This is a genomic window from Pseudomonas sp. Z2-11, from assembly GCF_054161305.1.
The window spans coordinates 569,268-590,189 of record NZ_CP096395.1 but is presented as its reverse complement, the minus strand read 5'-3'; the positions used below and the strand labels follow the sequence as shown (position 1 = coordinate 590,189).

The following is a 20,922-nucleotide window of genomic DNA, read 5'->3' as shown; positions in this document are numbered from 1 at the left end:
TTCTCTCGCCTCATGCCTGCCATTCCCACAGACCTCCCCGCCCTCGCCCAATCCATCAAGGACTGGGGCCGCGAGCTGGGTTTCCAGCAAGTCGGCATCAGCGGCCTGGACCTTGGCGAGCATGAGCAGCACTTGCAACGCTGGCTCGAAGCCGGCTACCACGGCGAAATGGATTACATGGGCGCCCACGGCAGCAAACGCTCGCACCCGGAAGAACTGGTTCCGGGCACACTGCGGGTGGTGTCCCTGCGCATGGACTACCTGCCGGGCGACACCCGAATGGCGCAATTGCTTGGCGAACCGGAAAAAGCCTACGTCTCGCGTTATGCGTTGGGCCGCGATTACCACAAATTGATCCGTAAACGCGTGCAGCAATTGGCAGAAAAAATCCAGGCAGCCATCGGCCCCTTCGGCTATCGCGCGTTTGTCGACAGCGCACCGGTGCTGGAAAAAGCCATTGCCGAACAGGCCGGGCTGGGCTGGATCGGCAAAAACACCCTGGTGTTGAACCGCAAGGCCGGCAGCTATTTCTTCCTCAGCGAGCTGTTCGTCGACCTGCCGCTGCCGGTGGACCCGCCCCACGGCACCGAGCATTGCGGAAAATGCACCGCCTGCCTGGACATCTGCCCGACCAACGCCTTCGTTGGTCCCTACGTATTGGATGCCCGGCGTTGCATCTCCTACCTCACGATCGAACTGAAAAACGCTATCCCCGAGGAGCTGCGGCCGCTGATCGGCAATCGGGTGTTCGGTTGCGATGACTGCCAGATCGTCTGCCCGTGGAATCGCTTCGCCCGGCCCTCCGCGGAAGGCGACTTCAAGCCACGCCACAACCTGGACAATGCCGAACTGGCCGAGCTGTTCATGTGGGATGAGGACAGGTTTCTCAGCAGCACCGAAGGTTCGCCATTACGCCGCGCCGGTTATGAGCGCTGGCTGCGTAACCTGGCGGTGGGGCTTGGCAATGCGCCGACGACAATTCCCGTGCTGGAGGCGTTGAAGGCTCGACAGGATTATCCGTCAGCCCTGGTGCAGGAACATGTGCAATGGGCGCTGCGCCAACATGCCGAGCGTCAGACTTCGTCGTTATAGACGAACTTGGGCATTTCCCAGTGAAACCGGATCGCCAGGAGCCGCAGCAGGAAACCACCAAACAGGGTGATCAGAATCGCCTGCTCGCTGGGTAATTGCAGGTAGACACACAGCAGGTAGCACCACGCAGCGGCGAACGAGACGCTGGCATAGAGTTCGCGACGGAAAATCAACGGGATGTCGTTACAGAAGATATCCCGGAGAATGCCGCCAAAAACCCCGGTAATCACCCCACTGACCGAGGCCACCAACATGCCATGGCCCATTTCCAGCGCGGTCATGCAGCCGATCAAGGTAAACGCCACCAGCCCGACGGCATCGAGCACCAGGAACAGCGAGCGCAGGTGACGCATCCAGCGCGCGAGGAATACCGTCAACATGGCCGCCGCGGTCGTCAGCACCAGGTATTCCGGATGCTTGACCCAGGTCAGCGGGTAATGCCCCAGCAGCACGTCGCGCACCGAGCCGCCACCCAGCGCCGTGATACAGGCGATCAGCACCACGCCGAACCAGTCCATGCCACGCCGCCCGGCAGACAAGGCGCCGGTCATGGCTTCGGCGGTAATGGCGATCAGATACAGCATCAGCAACATGGTGGCAGTCCTTGCGGGAAGGCGCGCAGTCTAGCCAGTTTGGGCAGGCACCAAAAGGGGGCGCGGCGCCGACCCTGGCTGAGAGGATCCCCTGTGGCGAGGGAGCCTGCTCCCGCTCGGCTGCGCAGCAGTCGCAAACCGGACAATTGAGTCTTCCTGGAAAACTGCTGGGGCCTGCTTCGCAGGCCAGCGGGAGCAAGCTCCCTCGCCACAAGAGCGGGCCCTTGCCGCAAGAGCGCTTTCGATCAGAACTTGATGAAGTGCTTGCGATAATGCTGCAACTCGGCGATGGATTCGCGGATGTCATCCAGGGCCAGGTGGGTGCTGCCCTTCTGGAAACTGTCACGCACCTCTGGCGCCCAGCGGGCGGCCAGCTCCTTGAGCGTGGAGACATCCAGGTTGCGGTAATGGAAATAGCTTTCCAGGGATTTCATGTGGGTATAAAGGAAGCGACGGTCCTGGCAGATGCTGTTGCCACAGATCGGCGACTTGCCCCTTGGCACCCATTGTTCCAGGAAGGCGATGGTCTGGGCTTCGGCTTCAGCCATGCTGATCCTGCTCTCGCGCACCCGTTGGGTCAGGCCCGAGCCGCCGTGCTGGCGGGTGTTCCACTCGTCCATGCCGGCCAGCACCTCATCACTGTGGTGGATCGCAATCACCGGGCCCTCGGCCAGGGTGTTGAGATCGCTGTCGGTGACGATGGTGGCCATTTCGATGATGACGTCGGTGTCAGGGTTCAGACCGGTCATTTCCAGGTCGATCCAGATCAGGTTCTGCGGGTTTTGCATGGGGGAGCTCCTCGGCTTAGCTGCGCAGTTTAGCCTAGGCAACCGGTCGGGCGTGCTAAACTCGCCGCCGTTTTACCCTATTCGCTGCATTTCTTCATACGGAACACCCATGGCCAAACGCCAACTCAATCGTCGTCAAAACTGGCGCATCGAAAAGATCCAGGGCGAGCGCGCCGCCCGCGCAGCCAAACGTGAATCCAGTGCCGTCGAGGCCCTGGAGGGCGGAGACCTGGGCCCTGAGCAGACCGGACTGGTGATCGCGCATTTCGGCGTCCAGGTCGAGGTCGAGGCCCAGGAAGGCGAGTTGGCCGGCCAGGTATTCCGTTGCCATTTGCGGGCCAACCTGCCGGCGCTGGTGACCGGCGACCAGGTGGTCTGGCGGGCCGGCAACCAGGGCATCGGCGTGATCGTCGCGCAACTGCCGCGCCACACCGAGCTGTGCCGCCCGGACAGCCGGGGCCAGCTCAAGCCGGTGGCGGCCAACGTCGACATGATCGTGATTGTCTTCGCCCCGCTGCCTGAGCCCCACGCCAACCTGATCGACCGTTACCTGGTGGCGGCCGAACACGCCGGCATCCGCCCGTTGCTGTTGCTCAACAAGTTCGACCTGATCGACGAACACAACGCCCCGGCGCTGAACGCCCTGCTGTCGGTCTATCGGGATCTGGGTTACCCGGTGCTGGAAGTCTCGGCCCACCACGGCAACGGCATGGAGCAATTGCAGCAGCAACTCGACGGGCGCATCAGCGTGTTCGTCGGCCAGTCCGGGGTCGGCAAGTCTTCATTGGTCAACAGCCTGCTGCCGGAAGTCGAGACCCGCGTCGGGCCGTTGTCCGAGCTGTCCGGCCAGGGCACCCACACCACCACCACCGCGCGGCTGTTCCACTTTCCCGGCGGCGGTGAGCTGATCGACTCGCCGGGCATCCGCGAGTTTGGCCTGGGCCACGTCAGCCGGGCGGATGTCGAAGCCGGGTTCATCGAGTTCAACGACCTGATCGGCACCTGCCGCTTCCGCGACTGCAAGCACGACCGCGAACCCGGCTGCGCCTTGCTCAAGGCGCTGGAAGAAGGCCGCGTGCATCAACAACGGATGAACAGCTACCGCTCGATCATCGCGAGCTTGCCGGAAAGCAGTTACTGACCTGCAGGCAATGCAAGGCTGATCTCTCCTGTGGCGAGGGAGCTTGCTCCCGCTGGCCTGCGAAGCAGGCCCGGCTGTTCTTCAGACAGACCGGATCGGCCGGTTTTGCGACTGCTGCGCAGCCGAGCGGGAGCAAGCTCCCTCGCCACAAAAAGCAAGCAAGTCTCAACTGAACAGTGCTCATAAAAAAGCCGACAATGATGTCGGCTTTTTATTGGGTCACTGCGCTGGCGGCTCCGCCGGTTTCGGCGCGGCGTCGTCGAACAGGTTCAGGCGCTCGCGCAACTCATGGGCCGGCACTGGTTGCTGGTCCGCCGGCAGCGCGTTCGGATCGGCGGCCGCGCCAGGCGTGGCGGGCGATGTAGGCACTTCGCCCGGCGCTCCCTCGCCCGGGGCCGGGTCTGGAACCGGATCGTCGGTTTGCGAACCTTCGATGGCTTTCTGGGCTTTCTTGGTCAACACCACGATGTCGATGCGGCGGTTGACCGGGTTGAACGGATCCTTGCGATCGAACAGTGCCGAAGACGCATAACCGACGACCCGCGCCACCTGCTCATCCGGATAGCTGCCCGCCACCAGGGCACGCCGTGCCGCGTTGGCCCGGTTGGCCGACAGTTCCCAGTTACCGAAGTCGCCTTTGCCGACGTAAGGCTTGGCATCGGTGTGGCCACTGATGCTGATCTTGTTCGGCACCGCTTTGATGGTATCGGCCATGGCCAGCAGGATGTCTTCGAAATACGGCTTCAGGCGCGCACTGCCAGAGTCGAACATCGGACGGTTATCAGCGTCCATGATCTGGATGCGCAGGCCGTTCGGTGTGATCTCGAAAAGGATCTGGTCCTTGAATTTCTGCAGTTCCGGGTTCTCTTCAACCTTGTTCTGCAATTCCTGCAGGAGCAATTCCAGGCGTTCGCGCTCGACCTGCTCGGCCATGCCCTCGGCCTCATTGGCGTCGACAGTCGCCTTGTCAGGCTGAGGCTGGGATTTGACCTCGGGGTTGAGGGTATTTTCCGGCGCCAGGACCGGCGAGCCGCCCAGGTCGATGATGTACGGTGTGCCGCTCTCGGAAAAACCGATCGGATCCTTGAAGTAACCGGCAATGGCGATTTTCTGTTCCGGGGTCGCGGTGGACAGCAGCCACAGCACCAGGAAGAACGCCATCATCGCCGTGGCGAAGTCGGCGAAGGCAATTTTCCAGGCGCCCCCGTGGTGCCCGCCGGCAATGCGCTTGACGCGCTTGACTATAATGGGCTGGTTATTTTCCATGGCTTAACGACCGCGAACCGCTTGTTCCAGCTCGGCGAAGCTTGGACGGTGCGCCGGGTACAGGACCTTGCGACCGAACTCCACCGCCAGGGACGGCGGCATGCCCGAGGCCGAAGCCACCAGGGAGGCCTTGATGGCCTCATAGACGTTGAGTTCTTCCTTGGCGTCATGCGCCAGGGAATGGGCCAGCGGGCCGAAGAAACCGTACGCCGCCAGAATACCGAAGAAAGTACCCACCAATGCCGCGCCCACGTGCAGGCCGATGGACGCCTGATCGCCTTCACCCAGGGATGCCATGGTCACCACGATGCCCAATACCGCCGCAACGATACCGAAGCCGGGCATGCCGTCGGCGATGCCGTTAACTGCATGAGACGGGTGCTCAAGGTCTTCCTTGAGGCTGTACAGCTCCATGTCGAACAAACCTTCAAGCTCGTGGGGGGCCATGTTGCCGGACGACATGATGCGCAGGTAGTCACAGATGAACGCCGTCATGCGCTCGTCTTTCAGCACCGAGGGGTACTTGGCGAAGATCGGGCTGGCGGCGGCGTCTTCGATGTCACCCTCGATCGCCATCATGCCTTCGCGGCGGCTTTTGTTGAGGATCTCGTAGACCAGCCCCAGCACCTCGAGATAGAAGGTGTGGCTGAAACGCGAGCCGAACATGCTCAAGGATTTCTTGAGCACATGCATTGTCATATAGCCAGGGTTGGCCTGCAGGAATGCACCAAGGGCGGCACCGCCGATGATCAACACCTCGAAAGGCTGGACCAGCGCGGCAATCTTGCCATGGGAGAGCACGTATCCGCCGAGCACGCTCGCGAACACGACGATGATGCCGATAATTTTAGCCATAGATAGAAAGTACTTATTTAAGTCGGGTTCAAGGTCATATTCGGAAGCTGAAAAATCTCTTCTTCTACTTATCGGCAAAACTGCGCCAGACTATAGCCAGTTCCGGCGAAAAGCCAATTTTGCCCCGTTCCGGGCGTAGATACCCCATGCGATGATCACGTCCAACCATGGCTAACGAAACGAACGTCCCAACTCCAAGACCGACCACCCTCGAAGGCTGGGTAAAGCTGCTCGAGGGCGTGCACCTGCCGGTACCCCAGGCCAGCCACGACTTGGTCTGCAAGGCGATTGGCGACAGTCGCCGCTCGCTGCGTGACATCGCCGAACTGATGCAGGACAGCCCCGCGCTGGCCCTGAGCGTCATCCGCGAAGCCAACCACCACACGCACGGTACCCTGGCGGAACCGGCGGAAAACCTTGAGGTGGCCATCAACCGCCTCGGCCTCAAGCGCACCGAAGAACTGCTTGCTCGCCTGCCCTCACTGCCGGGGCAGCAGATTCCCTTGGCCCTGCGCCAGTTGCAATTGATCAGCCAGCACGCCACGCAACAGGCCAACGGTTTTTTTGCCAGCCGCCTGGCGCGGCTGTGGCAAGACATCCATTGGGGCAGCCTGCTGTTCCTGTCACCGCTCTGGCCGCTGGCCCTGACTCATCCACGATTGCTCGGGGAATGGGAGCTGCGCGTCGTTCATAAAGGCCAGCCAGCCGGCGAAGTGGAGCGTGAACTGTTCGGCGTCAGCCTGCTGAAAATCTGCCTGGCATTGGTGGAGACCTGGCGCCTGCCGATCTGGGTAGCGCAGGGCTATCGCCTGCTGCTCAACGAGCGTCGCGAACTGGTCAAAGTGCTGCGCATTGCGCGCGACAGTGAGCATCCACTGCGCCAACAGAATCGCCTGGACGACGACCCGACCCTGCGGCGCTGGCTCAATCAGCCAGCCAACACCGTGCTGCTGGCCAACGGCCTGGCACTTTCGGCACAGCAGGCGTGGGACAGCCCGCACAGTGCCCGCTGGCAATACCTCACCAGCCTGTATCTGCAGATGCCGATGGACGACATTCAGCAACAGCTTCATCAACAGGCCGCCAACAGCGCGCGCCAGCACGCCATGCCGGACCTCTGGCATCCCGCCGTGGCGCTGATCTGGCCGCCGGGCAGCAAGCGGGTCCACCCAGGTTTGCTGCCCGCCGCCCCGCCCAGCGCCCAGGACCTGAGCCAATGGCGCAGACAATGCGCCGCGTTGCTGGTGGAGCCGAGCCCGTTCCGCAACGCCATGCACCTGACCACCTCGGCACGGGATGCGCTAGCGGCATGTGGCATGCGCCGGGTCATGATCTTGATGGCCGACCGCAGCCAGACCAGCGTACGCGTGCATCAGACTGCCGGTTTGCCCAAGGAAGCGGCGGCCATGAGCTTCTCCATCAGCCAAAGCAAAATTTTGCAACGATTACTTGCCCAGCAGGCCCAGGTTCGCCTGACCCCGCAAAACAACGCCCAATATTCGGCATTGCTGCCAGCGGGCCTGCGCAGCCTGTTTCGCGGCGAACACTTGCTGCTGCGCTCTCTGGCCTGTAACGGTCGAGTGATTATGCTGGTGGCGGTAGACCAGGGCGGCGGACCGTTTTCGGATGTGACGGTACAAGCTTTCGGTAAAACCGTGCAGTGCATCGAGCGCGCCCTGCACAGCTTCACCAACCGCGGCCGCTGAACTTGCTACAATCCTTTCCCTTTGCGCCCCAGGAGGCCTCACATGCCTGACTTCTCTGGCTTGCCGCTGGTAATCGAACCGAGCGAACTGCGGCCGCGCCTCGATGTTCCCGAGCTGATTCTGGTGGACCTCACCAGCGCGGCCCGCTACAGCAACGGGCACATCCCCGGCGCGCGTTTCGTCGATCCCAAGCGCACGCAACTGGGTCAGCCTCCGGCCCCAGGCCTGTTGCCGGCAAAAGCCGACCTTGAGGCGCTGTTCGGCGAACTCGGACACAACCCCAACGCCGTCTACGTGGTGTATGACGATGAAGGCGGTGGTTGGGCCGGGCGCTTCATCTGGCTGTTGGACGTGATCGGTCATTCGAATTACCACTACCTCGACGGTGGCTTGCTGTCCTGGCTGGATGAGGGCCTGCCGGTGTCCACTGAAATGCCCGCGCCCGGCGCAGGCCCGGTGAGCCTTGTGCTGCACGACGAACCCACTGCCACCCGCGAATACCTGCAAGGCCGCCTCGGCGCTGCCGACCTGGCCATCTGGGATGCACGCGGCCCGCTGGAGTACTCCGGCGAAAAAGTCGTCGCGGCCAGGGGCGGCCATATTCCCGGCGCGGTGAACTTCGAATGGACCGCCGGCATGGACCCGACGCGCAACCTGCGCATTCGCAAGGACATGCCCGAGATCCTCGAACAGTTGGGTATTACACCCGACAAGGAAATCGTTACCCACTGCCAGACTCATCACCGCTCTGGCTTCACCTATCTGGTGGCCAAGGCGCTCGGTTATCCGCGAGTCAAAGGCTACGCCGGTTCCTGGGGCGAATGGGGCAACCACCCTGACACCCCGATCGAGCTTTGAAGATTCCTAAGGACATTTAATGAAGAACCGCTTGTTCATCCTTTCCCAATACCTGCTGCCGCACCACTTGCTGTCGCGCCTCGCCGGCTGCATCGCCGAATGCCGCGTGCGCTGGTTCAAGAACGCCTTTACGGCCTGGTTCGCCAAGCGCTACCAGGTGGATATGTCCCAGGCCCTGGTGGAAGACCTGAGCGCCTATGAGCACTTCAACGCTTTCTTCACCCGCGCGCTGAAAGACGGTGCCCGCCCCCTGGATCAAACCCCAGGCGCGATTCTGAGCCCCGCCGACGGCGCCGTCAGCCAGCTCGGCCCGATCGAGCATGGCCGCGTGTTCCAGGCCAAGGGCCACAGCTTCAGCGTGCTGGAACTGCTCGGCGGCGATGCGGCCAACGCGGCGCCATTCATGGGCGGCGACTTCGCGACGATTTACCTGTCGCCCAAGGATTACCACCGCGTGCACATGCCGTTGGCCGGCACGCTGCGGGAAATGGTCTATATCCCGGGGCGCATTTTCTCGGTCAACCAGACCACAGCCGAAAACGTTCCGGAGCTGTTCGCCCGCAACGAACGCGTAGCGTGCATTTTCGACACCGAACGCGGGCCGATGGCCGTGGTGCTGGTGGGTGCAATGATCGTGGCGTCCATCGAGACGGTCTGGGCCGGCCTGGTGACACCGCCCAAGCGCGAACTCAAGACCTTCCGTTATGACGAAGCCGCCCGTGCGCCGATTCACCTGGCGAAGGGTGCCGAGCTGGGCCGCTTCAAACTGGGTTCGACCGCTATCGTGCTGTTCGGGCCGGATCAAGTGAAGTGGGCCGAAGACCTTGTAGCCGGCTCGCCGGTGCAGATGGGTCAAGGACTGGCATTACCCAAGGCTTGATCACCGAGGCAGCGAATTCGGTCGCTGCCATCGCCGGCGCCAGGTGTCGCCGCAGCATGATCTTTCGCCCACACCTGCTAGAGTTGGAAACATTCCCTTCATTTCCCGCCGGAGCCCATCCACGGCATGAATGAGACCAGCCCTCTCCAGTTACTGCGCGTCTCGACACCGACCCAGTCGCGCCTGTCCTTCTGCGATGCCACGCCACGCGATCTCAAGCGCTGGATCGGCAACCTGCCCAAGGCCAACATCGGTGAAACCGCGCGCCTGCTGTACCAGGCGCTCGGTGAACTGAACCAGTTGCTCACCCCGAGTGAAAACCGCCTGCAACTGCTCGAACTGTTGCGGCCCGAGGTTTATTACGTCTGCAAGCACCTGGAGCGACACTTCCTGCAACAGGCCATCGTGCTGGATGAGCGCTCGCGCAAGATCGTCAACCTGAGCCAGGCCCTGCAGACTCATTTGGCGATGGGATACAAACAAATCGTTGCGCGCATCTCGCCAAAATTCACCAAGGACCGGGCGCGCCTGCTGGCGACAGCGCTGCAACGGGCGATACATGCCCTCGACGGCACGCTGTTGCGAGCCAGCCAGCTATACAGCCCCGTGCCTGAAGGTTTATGGCTCGATTTGCACCAGCTGTACCGGATCGCCTGCCAGCATCGGTTGCAACACCTCAGCGTGGGCGATGAGCTGGCCAGCCAGGTCCCTCAATTGAATGCCGAGCAGACCTACGTCGTCGCCCTGCTGCTGGGCGCGTCGCGCAGCAACCAGTTACGCCAGAGCCAGATCGCCCGGCTGGCCGAGGTGCTGGAGCCGTGGAGCCAGAGCGTCAAGCTCGACCCGGCCGTCACCGCCGCCAGCCTGTTTGCCGTCGCACCACAACTGGATGTAGGGCCGCGCTATCGCTCCAAATTTCGCGCCGAACAGCAACCCAGCCTGCAGGGGTTCGATCCCCAGCCCCTGGTACGTGCCATCAGCGCTCACCTGGCGCAACCTGGCGACTCGTCCCTGGCGGTACCTGCCGGCATGAGTGCCGACACCTTGCATCATCTGCAAGCGGCCTGGGGCGAAGCTGCCGAACGCAGCTTCCAACGCACCGAAGGCAACGGCACGCTGACCCTGTGCGTGGGCATGAGCGCGCTGCACTATTACCTTGGGGGCGAACGTTCCTTCAGCGAAATCCTGAAGAACCCGGCCATGCGCAAGGCCCGGTTCGAGGCCTCGCCGACCAAAACCAACGACACCTGGAACCAGGCGTTCGACGCCGCGCCAGCTGGCGACAGCGACCTCTTGCCCTACGAGGAAATCGAGTATCCGGTCAACCCGGCCGATGACGACGGCGCCAGTTCCGATAACCAGCATCATTTCCCGACCTTTGAGCTGCCGATCATCAATCACAGCCCGGGTGGGTACTGCCTCGGCTGGCCGAAGGAAGTGCCGGAGCAATTGCAGGCCGGGGAGATGGTCGGGATTCGTGACACCAGCGACCAGGCCTGGAGTATCGCCGTGGTCCGCTGGATCCGGCAGGTGCGCAACGGTGCGATGCAAATGGGCATTGAACTGGTAGCTCCCCATGCCCAGCCTTGCGGCGTGCAATTGGCGCGCGAGCAGAACGAGCAAGGCCACTACTTACGGGGGCTGCTGCTGCCGGAAATCAGCGCGATCGACCTGCCGCCCACGATGATCGCTCCGCGCCTGCCCTTCCAGGAAGGCCAGCGGGTATTGATCAATACCAACGGACAGGAAAGACGGGCCTCGCTGGATCGGCGCGTGACCAGCACCCACAGCTTCAATCAGTTTGCTTATCACCCCGAAGACTCAGGCACCGGCGGGGATGGCAGTGACAAGGAAGGCGATTTTGATTCGCTGTGGAAGTCACTCTAGAAAGCGACCCGCTCCCGTGGCGAGGGAGCTTGCTCCCGCTGGGCTGCGCAGCGGCCCCAAACCGAGCGACACGGTGTACCTGAAATAACGCGTCGCCTGGATTACGACTGCTTCGCAGCCGAGCGGGAGCAAGCTCCCTCGCCACAAGAGCGGATGCCCTGAAAATTGATGCAGGGCTCAAATCTGTCCGTCGCGATCCCTGAAGCCCAGCAAGTACAACACCCCATCCAACCCCAAGGTCGAAATGGCCTGCCTGGCCGATTGCTTGACCAGCGGCTTGGCCCGGAACGCCACGCCCAGCCCGGCGATCGCGAGCATCGGCAAGTCATTGGCGCCGTCCCCTACCGCGATGGTCTGCTCCAGGCGCAGGCCCTCTTTCGCCGCCAGTTCACGCAGCAGGTCCGCCTTGCGCTGGGCATCGACGATCGGCTCGACAGCCACGCCGGTGACCTTGCCATCCACTACTTCCAGTTCGTTGGCGAACACATAGTCGATGCCGAGTCTGGCCTGCAGCTGTTTGGCAAAATAAGTGAAGCCGCCGGACAGGATGGCGGTCTTGTAACCCAGGCGCTTGAGCTCGGCGAACAAGGTTTCGGCGCCTTCGGTCAGGCGCAACGAGGCACCGATCGAGTCGAGCACACTGACATCCAGGCCTTTGAGCAACGCCAGGCGCTCCTTGAAGCTGGCGCGGAAATCCAGCTCGCCGGCCATCGCCCGCTCGGTAATCGCCGACACCTTGTCGCCCACGCCAGCAGCCTTGGCCAACTCATCGATGACCTCGGCTTCGATCAACGTCGAGTCCATGTCGAACACCGCCAGGCGACGGTTGCGGCGAAACAGCGAATCCTCCTGGAAGGCGATGTCGACGTTCAGCTCCTGCGCCACGCTGAGGAACTCGGCGCGCAAAGCCTGGGGATCGGCGGGTTCGCCGCGCACGGAAAACTCGATGCAGCCCTTGCCTTGATCGGCCGGAGTATCCAGCGGCATGCGCCCGGACAGTCGGTCGATATGGTCGATGTTCAAGCCGTATTGGGCAGTGATCGAACTGACACGCTGCAATTGCTCGGCGGTCACCTTGCGGGTCAACAGCGTCACGATATGGCGCTTCTTGCCCTGGCCAGCCACCCACTGTTGGTAATCTTCCTCGGAAACCGGGGTGAAACGCACCTGCTGATCAAGCTTGTATGCGGTGAACAAGATGTCCTTGAGCACCGATTTGCTGTGTTCGGCGTCCGGGATTTCAACCAGGATGCCAAACGACAGCGTGTCGTGGATCACCGCCTGACCGATGTCGAGAATGTTCACACCACCCTGGGCCAGAACGCCGGTAATGGCCGCAGTCAGACCCGGACGGTCGCTGCCAGTGATGTTTATCAGGACGATTTCGCGCAAGGCGCACCCCCGCAGGTGGAAAAAAACCGCATTCTACTCACATTCAGTGACCATCGGGCACCGCCAGTGCTTTGCCGGTCATGGGGCTGTCGCTATACTGCGCGTCAATTTCACGGACAAAGAGCCGAGCTCAGTGAACCGGCCCACGCCAGTCAAAACCGACAATTTCTTCCTGCTGATCTTCCGTGCATTGCGCCATCGCCGCGTGCCGATCGCATTGCGCATTGCCAGCCATAACGTGATCCTGGTCGCCTTGGCCCTGGTCATCTATGCCTGCGTGATGGGCCTGCAATTCAAGCAGGCCATGCACGAGCAGGCGGATGCCCTGGGCGAAAGCCTGACCACCCAGACCGCCACGTCCGCCACCGAGCTGCTGGTGTCCAACGACATCCTCAGTCTCAATGTGCTGCTCAACAACCTGACCAAGAACAAGCTGGTGGCCCACGCTGCCATCTACAGCGTGGACAACCGCATCCTCGCCGAGGCCGGCCAGCGTCCCAAGCCAGGCTTGCTCGGCGAAACCGGCGGCATGTACCAGAGCAAGATTACCTTCCAGGACGTGACCGCCGGCCAACTGCGCATCAGCCTGGACATGGACCAGTTCCAGCAACCCATGACTATCAGCCTGCAAAGCATGGGCATCCTCAGCGCGATCCTGCTGGCATTGGCCCTGGCGTTGAGCTTGCGCCTGGGGCGGCATATATCCACGCCGCTGTTGCAGTTGCGCGTCTGGCTGCGAGACATCGACGAACACACGCCAGCCACCCAGCGCCAGGATGAAATCGGCGACCTGGCCCGGCAGCTGCACGCCACCTTCGCGCCGGAGCCGGAACCCGTGCCAGAACCTGAAGACATCGACTACGTTGACGAGGACGATGCGGAGCCGGGCTTCGAGGTGCGCAACCTGCGCGACCCGGGGTTCGACGAAAGCGCGCCGCTGCCCGCTGCTCGCCCCGTGCCGCGACATGTGGTGCGCACTGTCGAAGACGACGATGACGACGAGGCCTTTGCCGATTTGCGCGACGATTCGATTGTCGGCGAACCACAACCGCTCGCCCGCCCTGTCGCCTCGAACCTGCCTCAGCACAGCGCCGTACTGGCCGTGCAACTGGGCGCCCAGGACCAATTGCGGCGCCTGCCCCAGGCTCGCCTGAAAGAGCTGCTCGAACGCTATCGCGACTGCCTCGACCAGGCCGCATCGCTTTATCAGGGCGAACTGCACACCCTGAACGACGGCAGCACGCTGATGCTGTTCCACACCGAGGACAGCGGCGACGACTACCTGACCAACGCCATCTGCTGCGGCGAATTGCTGCGGGCGCTGGGTCATCAATTGCAGATCGAAGTCGCCGACAGCGGCATCACCCTGCAACTGCAGCTAGGCCTGACCTTGGGCGATGGCTTGTTCGGCCTGAGCCAGATCGACCTGCTGCTGACCGAAACCGCCCAGGACGCCCTGGCCCTTTCCCAACACAGCCGCAACCTGCTGCTGGTGGAACGCAAGATCAATGACGATGCGCTGATCCGCCAACGCGCACGCATCCGTCCGATCGCCAGCCCCGAGGGCGCCTGCTGTGTGGAACGACTGATGGAGCCATATCCGTCGATGCTGGAACGGCAACTGGCGCGGATGCATGAGCGCCAGGCCTGAGTCCCGTTGCCTGGAATAACGAAGCCCGCAGATGAGTGATTGTCTGCGGGCTTTTTTATTGGCTTCGATGGCCTCTTCGCGAGCAGGCTCGCTCCCACAGTGGATCTGTGGCTTGCCGCCCTCCCCCTGTGCCTGCTCGCGAAAGGGCCGGGAAAGGCGCCACAAATCCAAAGAGCAGAAACAACAAAGCCCGCATCAACGCGGGCTTTGTCTTGCATCCATACCAACCGTCAGAACCGGAACACTTCCATGTCCGTCCGAATCGGCAGGGCCATTGGAATCTTGTCCTTTTCCTTTCCTGCCGGCTTGGCCGGGGCGGGAGCGGGCTTGCGTGGAACTTCAGCGATAGGAGGCTGGTTGGCCAGCGGCTTGAGCGAGACGGACAGCTGTTCGGCCAGTCGTTGCAGCAGCACACCCTGGGCCTGAACCTGCGCCGCCGTGGTGCCGGCGTGTTGCTCTTGAAGATGAACGATGCGGTTCTCACGCACCTTGCCGCGACGGTCAATCAACCGCCATTGAGCATCGAGTACCGCCGGTTGTGATTCACCCGAGTCCAGGCGGGTAATCGACAGCAGGACCTGCACATCCGGGGTGAAGCCTTGGGTAGCCGGCGCCAGCACCACGCGCTGACTGTCCAGGTGACCGGCGACCTGGCGCAGCAGCAGCTGGTCGATATCCGAGGACAGGCTGCCGGCCCAACGACCGTCCGTGGCGGCTTGCAGGCTGCCGTCCGGTTGGCGTTGGAGGAGAGTTTCGCGTTGCAGGTAGTCGGCAATCAATACAGGGCCCAGCAAAACCGCCATGCCTGTGCTTTGCGCAGGCTGGGCCGGGGTACCGCTGTCCAGCTGATACAGCGACACCGGCTGGTGCATGCTGCAGCCCGCCAGGCCAAGCAGGCCGGCGAGCCACAAAATAGGTAGGCGCAGAGCAGTCATCGTCCCGTCCAGGTGGCAGCCACAAGGCTTACCACAGTGAAAATACTCGGTCATTATGAAGAACGCTCGGCTACGCCGGCGCTTGAAAGGGCCTATCATCCGTGAATATGCGTTCCGACTCCAGCGCCAAAGTTCCGATCTGCGGCTTTTAATCGCAGACCGAGCCCTCTAGCACGGTCAATTGAGGTTTTCGACGAGCAGTGCATCCACCCGTTGAAAACCCCTTGGAAGCTTGTTGCCCCGCCGACCGCGTTCACCTTTGTAATGCTCAAGATCGTCCGCTTTCAGTGAAAGCGTACGCTTTCCAGCCTGCAGCACAAGCGTGGCACCTTCAGGTAACACTGCAATATCCGTGACAAATTCTTCGCGACTCGCCACCCGTTCGCCAGGAATCCCGATGATCTTGTTGCCTTTGCCTTTCCCAAGCTGTGGCAGGTCGCTGATCTTGAAGACCAGCAACCGACCTTCGGTCGTCACCGAAGCCAGCCAGTTGTTATCGCGATCGCTGACCGGGCGCGGGGCAATGACCTTGGCGTTGTTCGGCAGGCTCAACAACGCCTTGCCCGCCTTGTTCTTGGCTTGCAGGTCTTCACCCTTGACGACGAACCCGTAGCCGGCGTCCGACGCGATAACGTACAGCCCGTCATCATCAGGCATCAGCACACATTCAAAAGTTGCACCCGGCGGAGGTGTTAATCGTCCGGTCAGCGGTTCACCCTGGCCACGCGCCGATGGCAAGGTGTGGGCCGGCACCGAATAGCTGCGCCCGGTAGAGTCGATGAACACTGCGAACTGGTTCGAGCGCCCCGGCGCCAAGGCCTTGAAGCCGTCCCCGGCCTTGTAGGAAAGCCCGGCAGCGTCGATGTCATGGCCCTTGGCGGAGCGCACCCAGCCTTTTTCCGACAGTACAACGGTGACTTTCTCGTTCGGCAACAGGTCGTGCTCGCTCAAGGCCTTGGCCTCGGCACGCTCGACAATCGGCGAACGACGGTCATCGCCGTAGGTTTCGGCGTCCTTGAGCAACTCGGTGCGTACCAGTTTCTTCAGTTTGGCTTCGCTGCCCAGCAAGGCTTGCAGCTTGGCCTGTTCCTTGAGCAATTCATCCTGCTCGGCACGCAGCTTCATTTCTTCCAGGCGTGCCAGTTGGCGCAGGCGCGTGTCGAGGATGTAGTCGGCCTGGATTTCACTGAGGGCGAAGCGCTCGATCAGGCTGGCCTTGGGATGCTCCTCGGTGCGGATGATGTGGATCACTTCATCAAGGTTGAGGTAGGCAATCAGCAAGCCGTCCAACAGATGCAGGCGACGCTCGACCTTGTCCAGGCGAAATTGCAGGCGCCGACGCACCGTCTTGACCCGGAATTCGAGCCACTCCACGAGCAATGCCCGCAGGTTTTTCAGCTGCGGCTTGCCGTCCAGGCCGATGATGTTGATGTTCACCCGATAGCTGGATTCCAGATCGGTGCTGGCGAACAAGTGCTGCATCAGCGCGTCGTGATCGACCCGGCTGTTCACCGGAATGATCACGATGCGGCAGGGATTCTCGTGGTCGGATTCGTCGCGCAAGTCAGCAACCTGCGGCGCTTTCGACGGTTTTGCCTGCATCATCGCAGCAATCTGCTCCAGGACTTTTGCCCCGGAAACCTGATGCGGCAGCGCGGTGACGATAATGTCACCGTCTTCAACGTGATAGACGGCGCGCATGCGCACCGAACCGCGACCGGTCTCATAGATTTTCAGCAGGTCGGCACGCGGCGTGATGATTTCCGCTTCGGTCGGATAGTCCGGGCCCTGGATATGTTCGCAGAGCTGTTCCACCGTGGCTTTCGGCTCGTCCAACAAGCGCACGCACGCTGTGGCGACTTCCCGCAGGTTGTGCGGCGGCACGTCGGTGGCCATGCCCACGGCAATGCCGGTGGTGCCATTGAGCAGGATGTTCGGCAAACGTGCCGGCAACACCAGGGGTTCATCGAGGGTGCCGTCAAAGTTCGGCCCCCAGTCCGCAGTGCCCTGGCCCAGCTCGCTGAGCAGCACTTCGGAATAACGTGACAGGCGCGCCTCGGTGTACCGCATGGCCGCGAAGGACTTGGGATCATCCGGCGCACCCCAGTTACCCTGGCCATCCACCAGCGTGTAGCGATAGCTGAACGGCTGGGCCATCAGCACCATGGCTTCATAGCAGGCCGAGTCGCCGTGGGGGTGAAACTTGCCGAGCACGTCACCGACGGTACGCGCCGACTTCTTGTGCTTGGAATCGGCGTCCAGCCCCAACTCACTCATGGCATAGATGATCCGCCGTTGGACCGGCTTCAGACCGTCGCCAATATGCGGCAAGGCGCGGTCCATGATCACGTACATGGAGTAATTGAGGTAGGCATTTTCGGTGAAGTCAGCCAGCGATCGGCGTTCTACGCCGTCCAAGCTGTCTGCAAGAATGTCGCTCATGCGGGCCTCATCAGTTCGTTGTCTGGCGCAGCAGCATGGTGCCGTCGCGCTGGGTAAATTCAAGTTTGTTCAGGGCGCTCATGCCCAGCAGCACTTGCGTGCCTTCCAGGCCTGGCGCCACCAGGGCACGGACATCACGCAACACGATGTCACCCAATTGCAGCCGGTCGATACGGGTGCGGTAGCCTTCGCTCAAACCATTGGCGGTGCTCAACCTCACGCCAAGACCTTTTTCCAGCTTGAGGCGCTCGGCCAACTCCTGCGGGATCGCCACGTCGGTGGCCCCGGTGTCGAGCATGAAATCCACCGGCCGGCCGTTGATCTGGCCGCTGGCGACAAAATGTCCCTGCCGGTTGCCGATCAGCTTTACCTCGATAAAACCTTCGCCCTTCTGCGAATGCACCTCGGCATTGGGGTTGAGCTCTCGCTGCTCCCACTGGGCAAAAAACCGCGTTGCCAGAAACAGTGCCGCGCACCAGGCCAGGATCATCAGTACCCGGCCGGCGCGCTTGCCCGGTGGTTGCTGGCTCATGGCGCGGCACCCCAGCCACCCTCGGGCGCGGCGAAGCGCCAGATAACCGGCCGCTGCTCGCCGTCAGCCCGCGCACCGTCGTTGTTGTCCACGCCGATCCAGGCGCCGTCGGCGTCGACGATGAGCGCTTCGACCAGGCCGAAGGGCTGTGGATAACGGCGATTTTCCTGCAACGCCTCCCCCGCAAACGACCAGCAGCGCTCGACCTTGGCGGTCTGCGGGTCACGCCGGCAGATTTGATAGGCGTTTCGCTCCAGGGTAAACAGCTTGCCGTTGAACAATGACAGATCGGCGAAATCCCGGGAAACCGCCTTGGCCTTGGGAAACTGCGCCGGCTGCATCTCCTGCCCCGCTTCGCTCAACAATACGCAATTGCCGTCGCAGTCCCACACCGTTTGCTGGCGCTTGAGCAACACCAGGCCACGACGCTCCCGTTCGGCGGCCAGCCATAGCTGATCGCCAGCCGGGTTGACCGCCACACCTTCGAACAGAGCATTAAAATGCAGCAGCATGCCGCTGCCCCGGGCCTGGCGGAGCATGGTCGGGGTGATTTTCAGCCAGGCTGCTTCGCCTGCCGGCGATATTCTCAGCACGGCGGCGTGGGACTCGCTGACCACATAACGCTGACCGGCGCTGTCGCAACTGATGCCTTCGTAGTCCAGTTCGCCACCGCGCACGAACGATGCCGCCCAGGTCCGCGACTGCAAGCCCCAAGGCAAATCATTCTCCGGCACGGCCGGCACCTCGATACCGACAGCCTCGGCCTGCCAGGCCCGGGCATCGGAGGGTTGGAGCCGATAAATCCGGTCATCGTCGCGATCGGATACCGTCCACATCTCGTTGCCACACAGGGCCAGCCCGGACAGATTGCCGCCGCGCATACCATCGACGACATGCTCGGACAGCAACTTCAGTTCCGGCACCGGCCCTGCGACTACCACCCCCGCCCACAGCAACAACGCCAGGGCGAAACCGTTGCGCATCAGGCCAGGACCTCGGCCAGATCACCCTTGGATTCAAGCCAGTTCTTGCGGTCGCCGGCGCGTTTTTTCGCCAGCAACATGTCCATCATTTCCGACGTCGCTTCGAAATCATCCAGGGTCAACTGCACCAGCCGACGGGTGTTCGGGTCCATGGTGGTTTCGCGCAACTGCGGCGGGTTCATCTCGCCCAGGCCTTTGAATCGGGTGACCTGCGGCTTGCCGCGTTTTTTCTCGGCCACCAGCCGATCAAGGATGCCGTCGCGCTCGGCTTCATCCAGGGCGTAGTAGATCTCCTTGCCCAGGTCGATACGGTACAACGGCGGCATCGCCACATAGACGTGACCGGCATCCACCAGCGGGCGGAAATGCTGGACGAACAAGGCGCAGAGCAAGGTGGCGATGTGCAAGCCGTCGGAGTCGGCGTCGGCGAGGATGCAGATCTTGCCGTAACGCAACTGGCTCATGTCCTCGGCGCCCGGATCGACGCCGATGGCCACCGCGATGTTATGCACTTCCTGACTGGCCAGCACTTCGCTGCCGTCGACTTCCCAAGTGTTGAGGATCTTGCCCCGCAGCGGCAGGATCGCCTGGAACTCTTTGTCCCGCGCCTGCTTGGCCGAGCCGCCGGCAGAGTCACCTTCCACCAGGAACAGCTCGGAGCGCATCGGGTCCTGCCCGGCACAATCGGCGAGCTTGCCCGGCAGTGCCGGCCCCTGGGTGATGCGCTTGCGCTCGACCTTCTTGCTTGCCTTGAGGCGACGGCCGGCGTTGTTGATCGCCAGTTCGGCGAGGGCCAGGCCGGTTTCCGGATTGGCATTGAGCCACAGGCTGAACGCATCCTTGACCACCCCGGAGACAAACGCAGCCGCCTCGCGGGACGACAGGCGCTCCTTGGTCTGGCCGGAGAATTGCGGCTCCTGCATCTTCATCGACAATACGAAGGCGATGCGCTCCCAGACGTCTTCCGGCGCCAGTTTGACGCCACGGGGCAGCAGGTTACGGAATTCACAGAACTCGCGCATCGCATCGAGCAGGCCCTGGCGCAAGCCGTTGACGTGGGTGCCGCCCTGGGCAGTGGGGATCAGGTTGACGTAGCTTTCCTGGACGCTTTCGCCGCCCTCGGGCAGCCACAGCAGCGCCCAGTCCACGGCTTCCTTGTTACCGGCCAGGCTGCCGCAGAACGGCTCGTTGGGCAGGCGTTCGAAACCGTTGACCGCATCGACCAGGTACGAGCGAAGGCCGTCCTCGTAATGCCATTCGACTTTCTCGCCGGTGGCCTTGTCCTCGAAACTCACCAGCAGCCCCGGGCACAACACCGCCTTGGCTTTGAGGACGTGCTTGAGGCGAGTGACGGAAAACTTCGGTGAATCGAAGTACTTCGGGTCCGGCGCGAAATACACGCTGGTGCCGGTGTTGCGCTTGCCGACGGTGCCGACCACTTCCAGCTCGGTGGCCTTGTAGCCATCGGCGAAGGTCATCTGGTATTCGTTGCCGTCACGCTTGACCCGCACCCGCACCTGGGTCGACAAGGCGTTGACCACGGAAATACCCACCCCGTGCAGGCCGCCAGAGAACTGGTAGTTCTTGTTGGAAAACTTGCCGCCGGCGTGGAGCTTGGTGAGGATCAGCTCGACGCCCGACACACCCTCTTCAGGGTGAATGTCCACTGGCATGCCGCGGCCGTCATCGCTGACTTCCAATGAATGATCGGCGTGCAGGATGACCTGCACCGACTTCGCGTGCCCGGCCAAGGCTTCGTCGACGCTGTTGTCGATGACTTCCTGGGCAAGGTGATTCGGCCGACTGGTGTCGGTGTACATGCCGGGGCGCTTGCGCACCGGGTCGAGGCCCGAGAGGACTTCGATGGCGTCTGCGTTATAGGAGCTAGCGCTGGGAGTGGCCATGGGGTCTCGTCGTCAGT

The 20,922-nt window shown here is 62.3% G+C and carries 17 protein-coding genes; 7 read left to right on the top strand and 10 right to left on the bottom strand.

What is annotated here, in order from left to right:
• The first annotated feature begins 12 nt into the window (after positions 1 to 12).
• Complete coding sequence (gene queG, locus M1E16_RS02495; protein WP_434626381.1) at positions 13 to 1,092, top strand: tRNA epoxyqueuosine(34) reductase QueG; 1,080 nt, start codon at positions 13 to 15, stop codon at positions 1,090 to 1,092.
• Here the strand turns inward: queG and M1E16_RS02490 are convergent.
• Together M1E16_RS02490 and orn are read right to left on the bottom strand one after the other, a co-directional pair.
• Positions 1,074 to 1,685 (bottom strand): trimeric intracellular cation channel family protein, encoded by a 612-nt coding sequence (locus M1E16_RS02490; protein WP_305497211.1) that lies wholly within the window; start codon positions 1,683 to 1,685, stop codon positions 1,074 to 1,076. The two genes, queG and M1E16_RS02490, sit on opposite strands and share 19 nt — an antisense overlap.
• A gap of 245 nt (positions 1,686 to 1,930) precedes the next feature.
• Positions 1,931 to 2,473: an oligoribonuclease gene (gene orn, locus M1E16_RS02485; protein WP_305497212.1), complete on the bottom strand. Its 543-nt coding sequence runs from the start codon at positions 2,471 to 2,473 to the stop codon at positions 1,931 to 1,933.
• A gap of 109 nt (positions 2,474 to 2,582) precedes the next feature.
• On the opposite strand from orn, the gene rsgA reads away from it, so the two are divergent.
• A complete protein-coding gene (rsgA, locus tag M1E16_RS02480; RefSeq protein WP_217861119.1) occupies positions 2,583 to 3,614 on the top strand; it encodes a small ribosomal subunit biogenesis GTPase RsgA in 1,032 nt (343 codons plus the stop codon).
• 219 nt (positions 3,615 to 3,833) lie between these two features.
• Here the strand turns inward: rsgA and motB are convergent, their stop codons facing one another.
• Positions 3,834 to 4,880, bottom strand: coding sequence for a flagellar motor protein MotB (motB, locus tag M1E16_RS02475; RefSeq protein ID WP_434696044.1), 1,047 nt, complete (start codon positions 4,878 to 4,880; stop codon positions 3,834 to 3,836).
• Between the two features lie 3 nt (positions 4,881 to 4,883).
• Positions 4,884 to 5,735, bottom strand: coding sequence for a flagellar motor stator protein MotA (gene motA, locus M1E16_RS02470; protein ID WP_305497215.1), 852 nt, complete (start codon positions 5,733 to 5,735; stop codon positions 4,884 to 4,886).
• Between the two features lie 167 nt (positions 5,736 to 5,902).
• Between motA and M1E16_RS02465 the strand changes: the two genes are divergently transcribed.
• The 4 genes from M1E16_RS02465 (at position 5,903) to M1E16_RS02450 (ending at position 11,066) form a co-directional block, all read left to right on the top strand.
• Positions 5,903 to 7,441, top strand: a complete 1,539-nt coding sequence (locus M1E16_RS02465) for an HDOD domain-containing protein (protein WP_434696045.1) — start codon at positions 5,903 to 5,905, stop codon at positions 7,439 to 7,441.
• A 42-nt stretch (positions 7,442 to 7,483) separates the two neighbouring features.
• Entirely contained in the window at positions 7,484 to 8,299 is an 816-nt protein-coding gene (locus M1E16_RS02460; protein WP_458129112.1) for a rhodanese-like domain-containing protein, read from the top strand.
• A gap of 19 nt (positions 8,300 to 8,318) precedes the next feature.
• A complete protein-coding gene (gene asd / locus M1E16_RS02455; RefSeq protein WP_458129111.1) occupies positions 8,319 to 9,179 on the top strand; it encodes an archaetidylserine decarboxylase in 861 nt (286 codons plus the stop codon).
• A 126-nt stretch (positions 9,180 to 9,305) separates the two neighbouring features.
• On the top strand, positions 9,306 to 11,066 hold the full coding sequence (locus tag M1E16_RS02450) for a molecular chaperone (RefSeq protein ID WP_305497222.1): 1,761 nt from the start codon (positions 9,306 to 9,308) through the stop codon (positions 11,064 to 11,066).
• A gap of 177 nt (positions 11,067 to 11,243) precedes the next feature.
• Here the strand turns inward: M1E16_RS02450 and serB are convergent, their stop codons facing one another.
• The gene (gene serB / locus M1E16_RS02445) at positions 11,244 to 12,458 is read right to left on the bottom strand and encodes a phosphoserine phosphatase SerB (RefSeq protein WP_458129110.1); all 1,215 of its coding nucleotides are present in this window, start codon (positions 12,456 to 12,458) and stop codon (positions 11,244 to 11,246) included.
• Positions 12,459 to 12,591: 133 nt separating this feature from the next.
• On the opposite strand from serB, the gene M1E16_RS02440 reads away from it, so the two are divergent.
• Positions 12,592 to 14,109 (top strand): AhpA/YtjB family protein, encoded by a 1,518-nt coding sequence (locus tag M1E16_RS02440; RefSeq protein WP_458129109.1) that lies wholly within the window; start codon positions 12,592 to 12,594, stop codon positions 14,107 to 14,109.
• A 230-nt stretch (positions 14,110 to 14,339) separates the two neighbouring features.
• Here the strand turns inward: M1E16_RS02440 and M1E16_RS02435 are convergent, their stop codons facing one another.
• From M1E16_RS02435 to parE, 5 genes are all read right to left on the bottom strand, one after another.
• The gene (locus M1E16_RS02435; RefSeq protein ID WP_305497225.1) at positions 14,340 to 15,044 is read right to left on the bottom strand and encodes a PqiC family protein; all 705 of its coding nucleotides are present in this window, start codon (positions 15,042 to 15,044) and stop codon (positions 14,340 to 14,342) included.
• Between the two features lie 177 nt (positions 15,045 to 15,221).
• Entirely contained in the window at positions 15,222 to 17,486 is a 2,265-nt protein-coding gene (parC, locus tag M1E16_RS02430) for a DNA topoisomerase IV subunit A (RefSeq protein ID WP_305497226.1), read from the bottom strand.
• 10 nt (positions 17,487 to 17,496) lie between these two features.
• Positions 17,497 to 18,018, bottom strand: a complete 522-nt coding sequence (locus M1E16_RS02425; RefSeq protein WP_458129108.1) for a retropepsin-like aspartic protease family protein — start codon at positions 18,016 to 18,018, stop codon at positions 17,497 to 17,499.
• Positions 18,015 to 19,001, bottom strand: coding sequence for an esterase-like activity of phytase family protein (locus tag M1E16_RS02420; RefSeq protein WP_458129107.1), 987 nt, complete (start codon positions 18,999 to 19,001; stop codon positions 18,015 to 18,017). Before M1E16_RS02420 ends, M1E16_RS02425 begins: the two co-directional genes overlap by 4 nt.
• On the bottom strand, positions 19,001 to 20,905 hold the full coding sequence (gene parE / locus M1E16_RS02415; protein WP_434570021.1) for a DNA topoisomerase IV subunit B: 1,905 nt from the start codon (positions 20,903 to 20,905) through the stop codon (positions 19,001 to 19,003). Before parE ends, M1E16_RS02420 begins: the two co-directional genes overlap by 1 nt.
• Positions 20,906 to 20,922 lie beyond the last annotated feature (17 nt).

Excerpts from the sequence above, each read along its gene's own strand:
- queG (WP_434626381.1), top strand. The coding sequence starts at position 13 with ATGCCTGCCATTCCCACAGACCTCCCCGCCCTCGCCCAATCCATCAAG.
- M1E16_RS02490 (WP_305497211.1), bottom strand. The coding sequence starts at position 1,685 with ATGTTGCTGATGCTGTATCTGATCGCCATTACCGCCGAAGCCATGACC.
- orn (WP_305497212.1), bottom strand. The coding sequence starts at position 2,473 with ATGCAAAACCCGCAGAACCTGATCTGGATCGACCTGGAAATGACCGGT.
- rsgA (WP_217861119.1), top strand. The coding sequence starts at position 2,583 with ATGGCCAAACGCCAACTCAATCGTCGTCAAAACTGGCGCATCGAAAAG.
- motB (WP_434696044.1), bottom strand. The coding sequence starts at position 4,880 with ATGGAAAATAACCAGCCCATTATAGTCAAGCGCGTCAAGCGCATTGCC.
- motA (WP_305497215.1), bottom strand. The coding sequence starts at position 5,735 with ATGGCTAAAATTATCGGCATCATCGTCGTGTTCGCGAGCGTGCTCGGC.
- M1E16_RS02465 (WP_434696045.1), top strand. The coding sequence starts at position 5,903 with ATGGCTAACGAAACGAACGTCCCAACTCCAAGACCGACCACCCTCGAA.
- M1E16_RS02460 (WP_458129112.1), top strand. The coding sequence starts at position 7,484 with ATGCCTGACTTCTCTGGCTTGCCGCTGGTAATCGAACCGAGCGAACTG.
- asd (WP_458129111.1), top strand. The coding sequence starts at position 8,319 with ATGAAGAACCGCTTGTTCATCCTTTCCCAATACCTGCTGCCGCACCAC.
- M1E16_RS02450 (WP_305497222.1), top strand. The coding sequence starts at position 9,306 with ATGAATGAGACCAGCCCTCTCCAGTTACTGCGCGTCTCGACACCGACC.
- M1E16_RS02435 (WP_305497225.1), bottom strand. The coding sequence starts at position 15,044 with ATGACTGCTCTGCGCCTACCTATTTTGTGGCTCGCCGGCCTGCTTGGC.
- parC (WP_305497226.1), bottom strand. The coding sequence starts at position 17,486 with ATGAGCGACATTCTTGCAGACAGCTTGGACGGCGTAGAACGCCGATCG.
- M1E16_RS02425 (WP_458129108.1), bottom strand. The coding sequence starts at position 18,018 with ATGAGCCAGCAACCACCGGGCAAGCGCGCCGGCCGGGTACTGATGATC.
- M1E16_RS02420 (WP_458129107.1), bottom strand. The coding sequence starts at position 19,001 with ATGCGCAACGGTTTCGCCCTGGCGTTGTTGCTGTGGGCGGGGGTGGTA.
- parE (WP_434570021.1), bottom strand. The coding sequence starts at position 20,905 with ATGGCCACTCCCAGCGCTAGCTCCTATAACGCAGACGCCATCGAAGTC.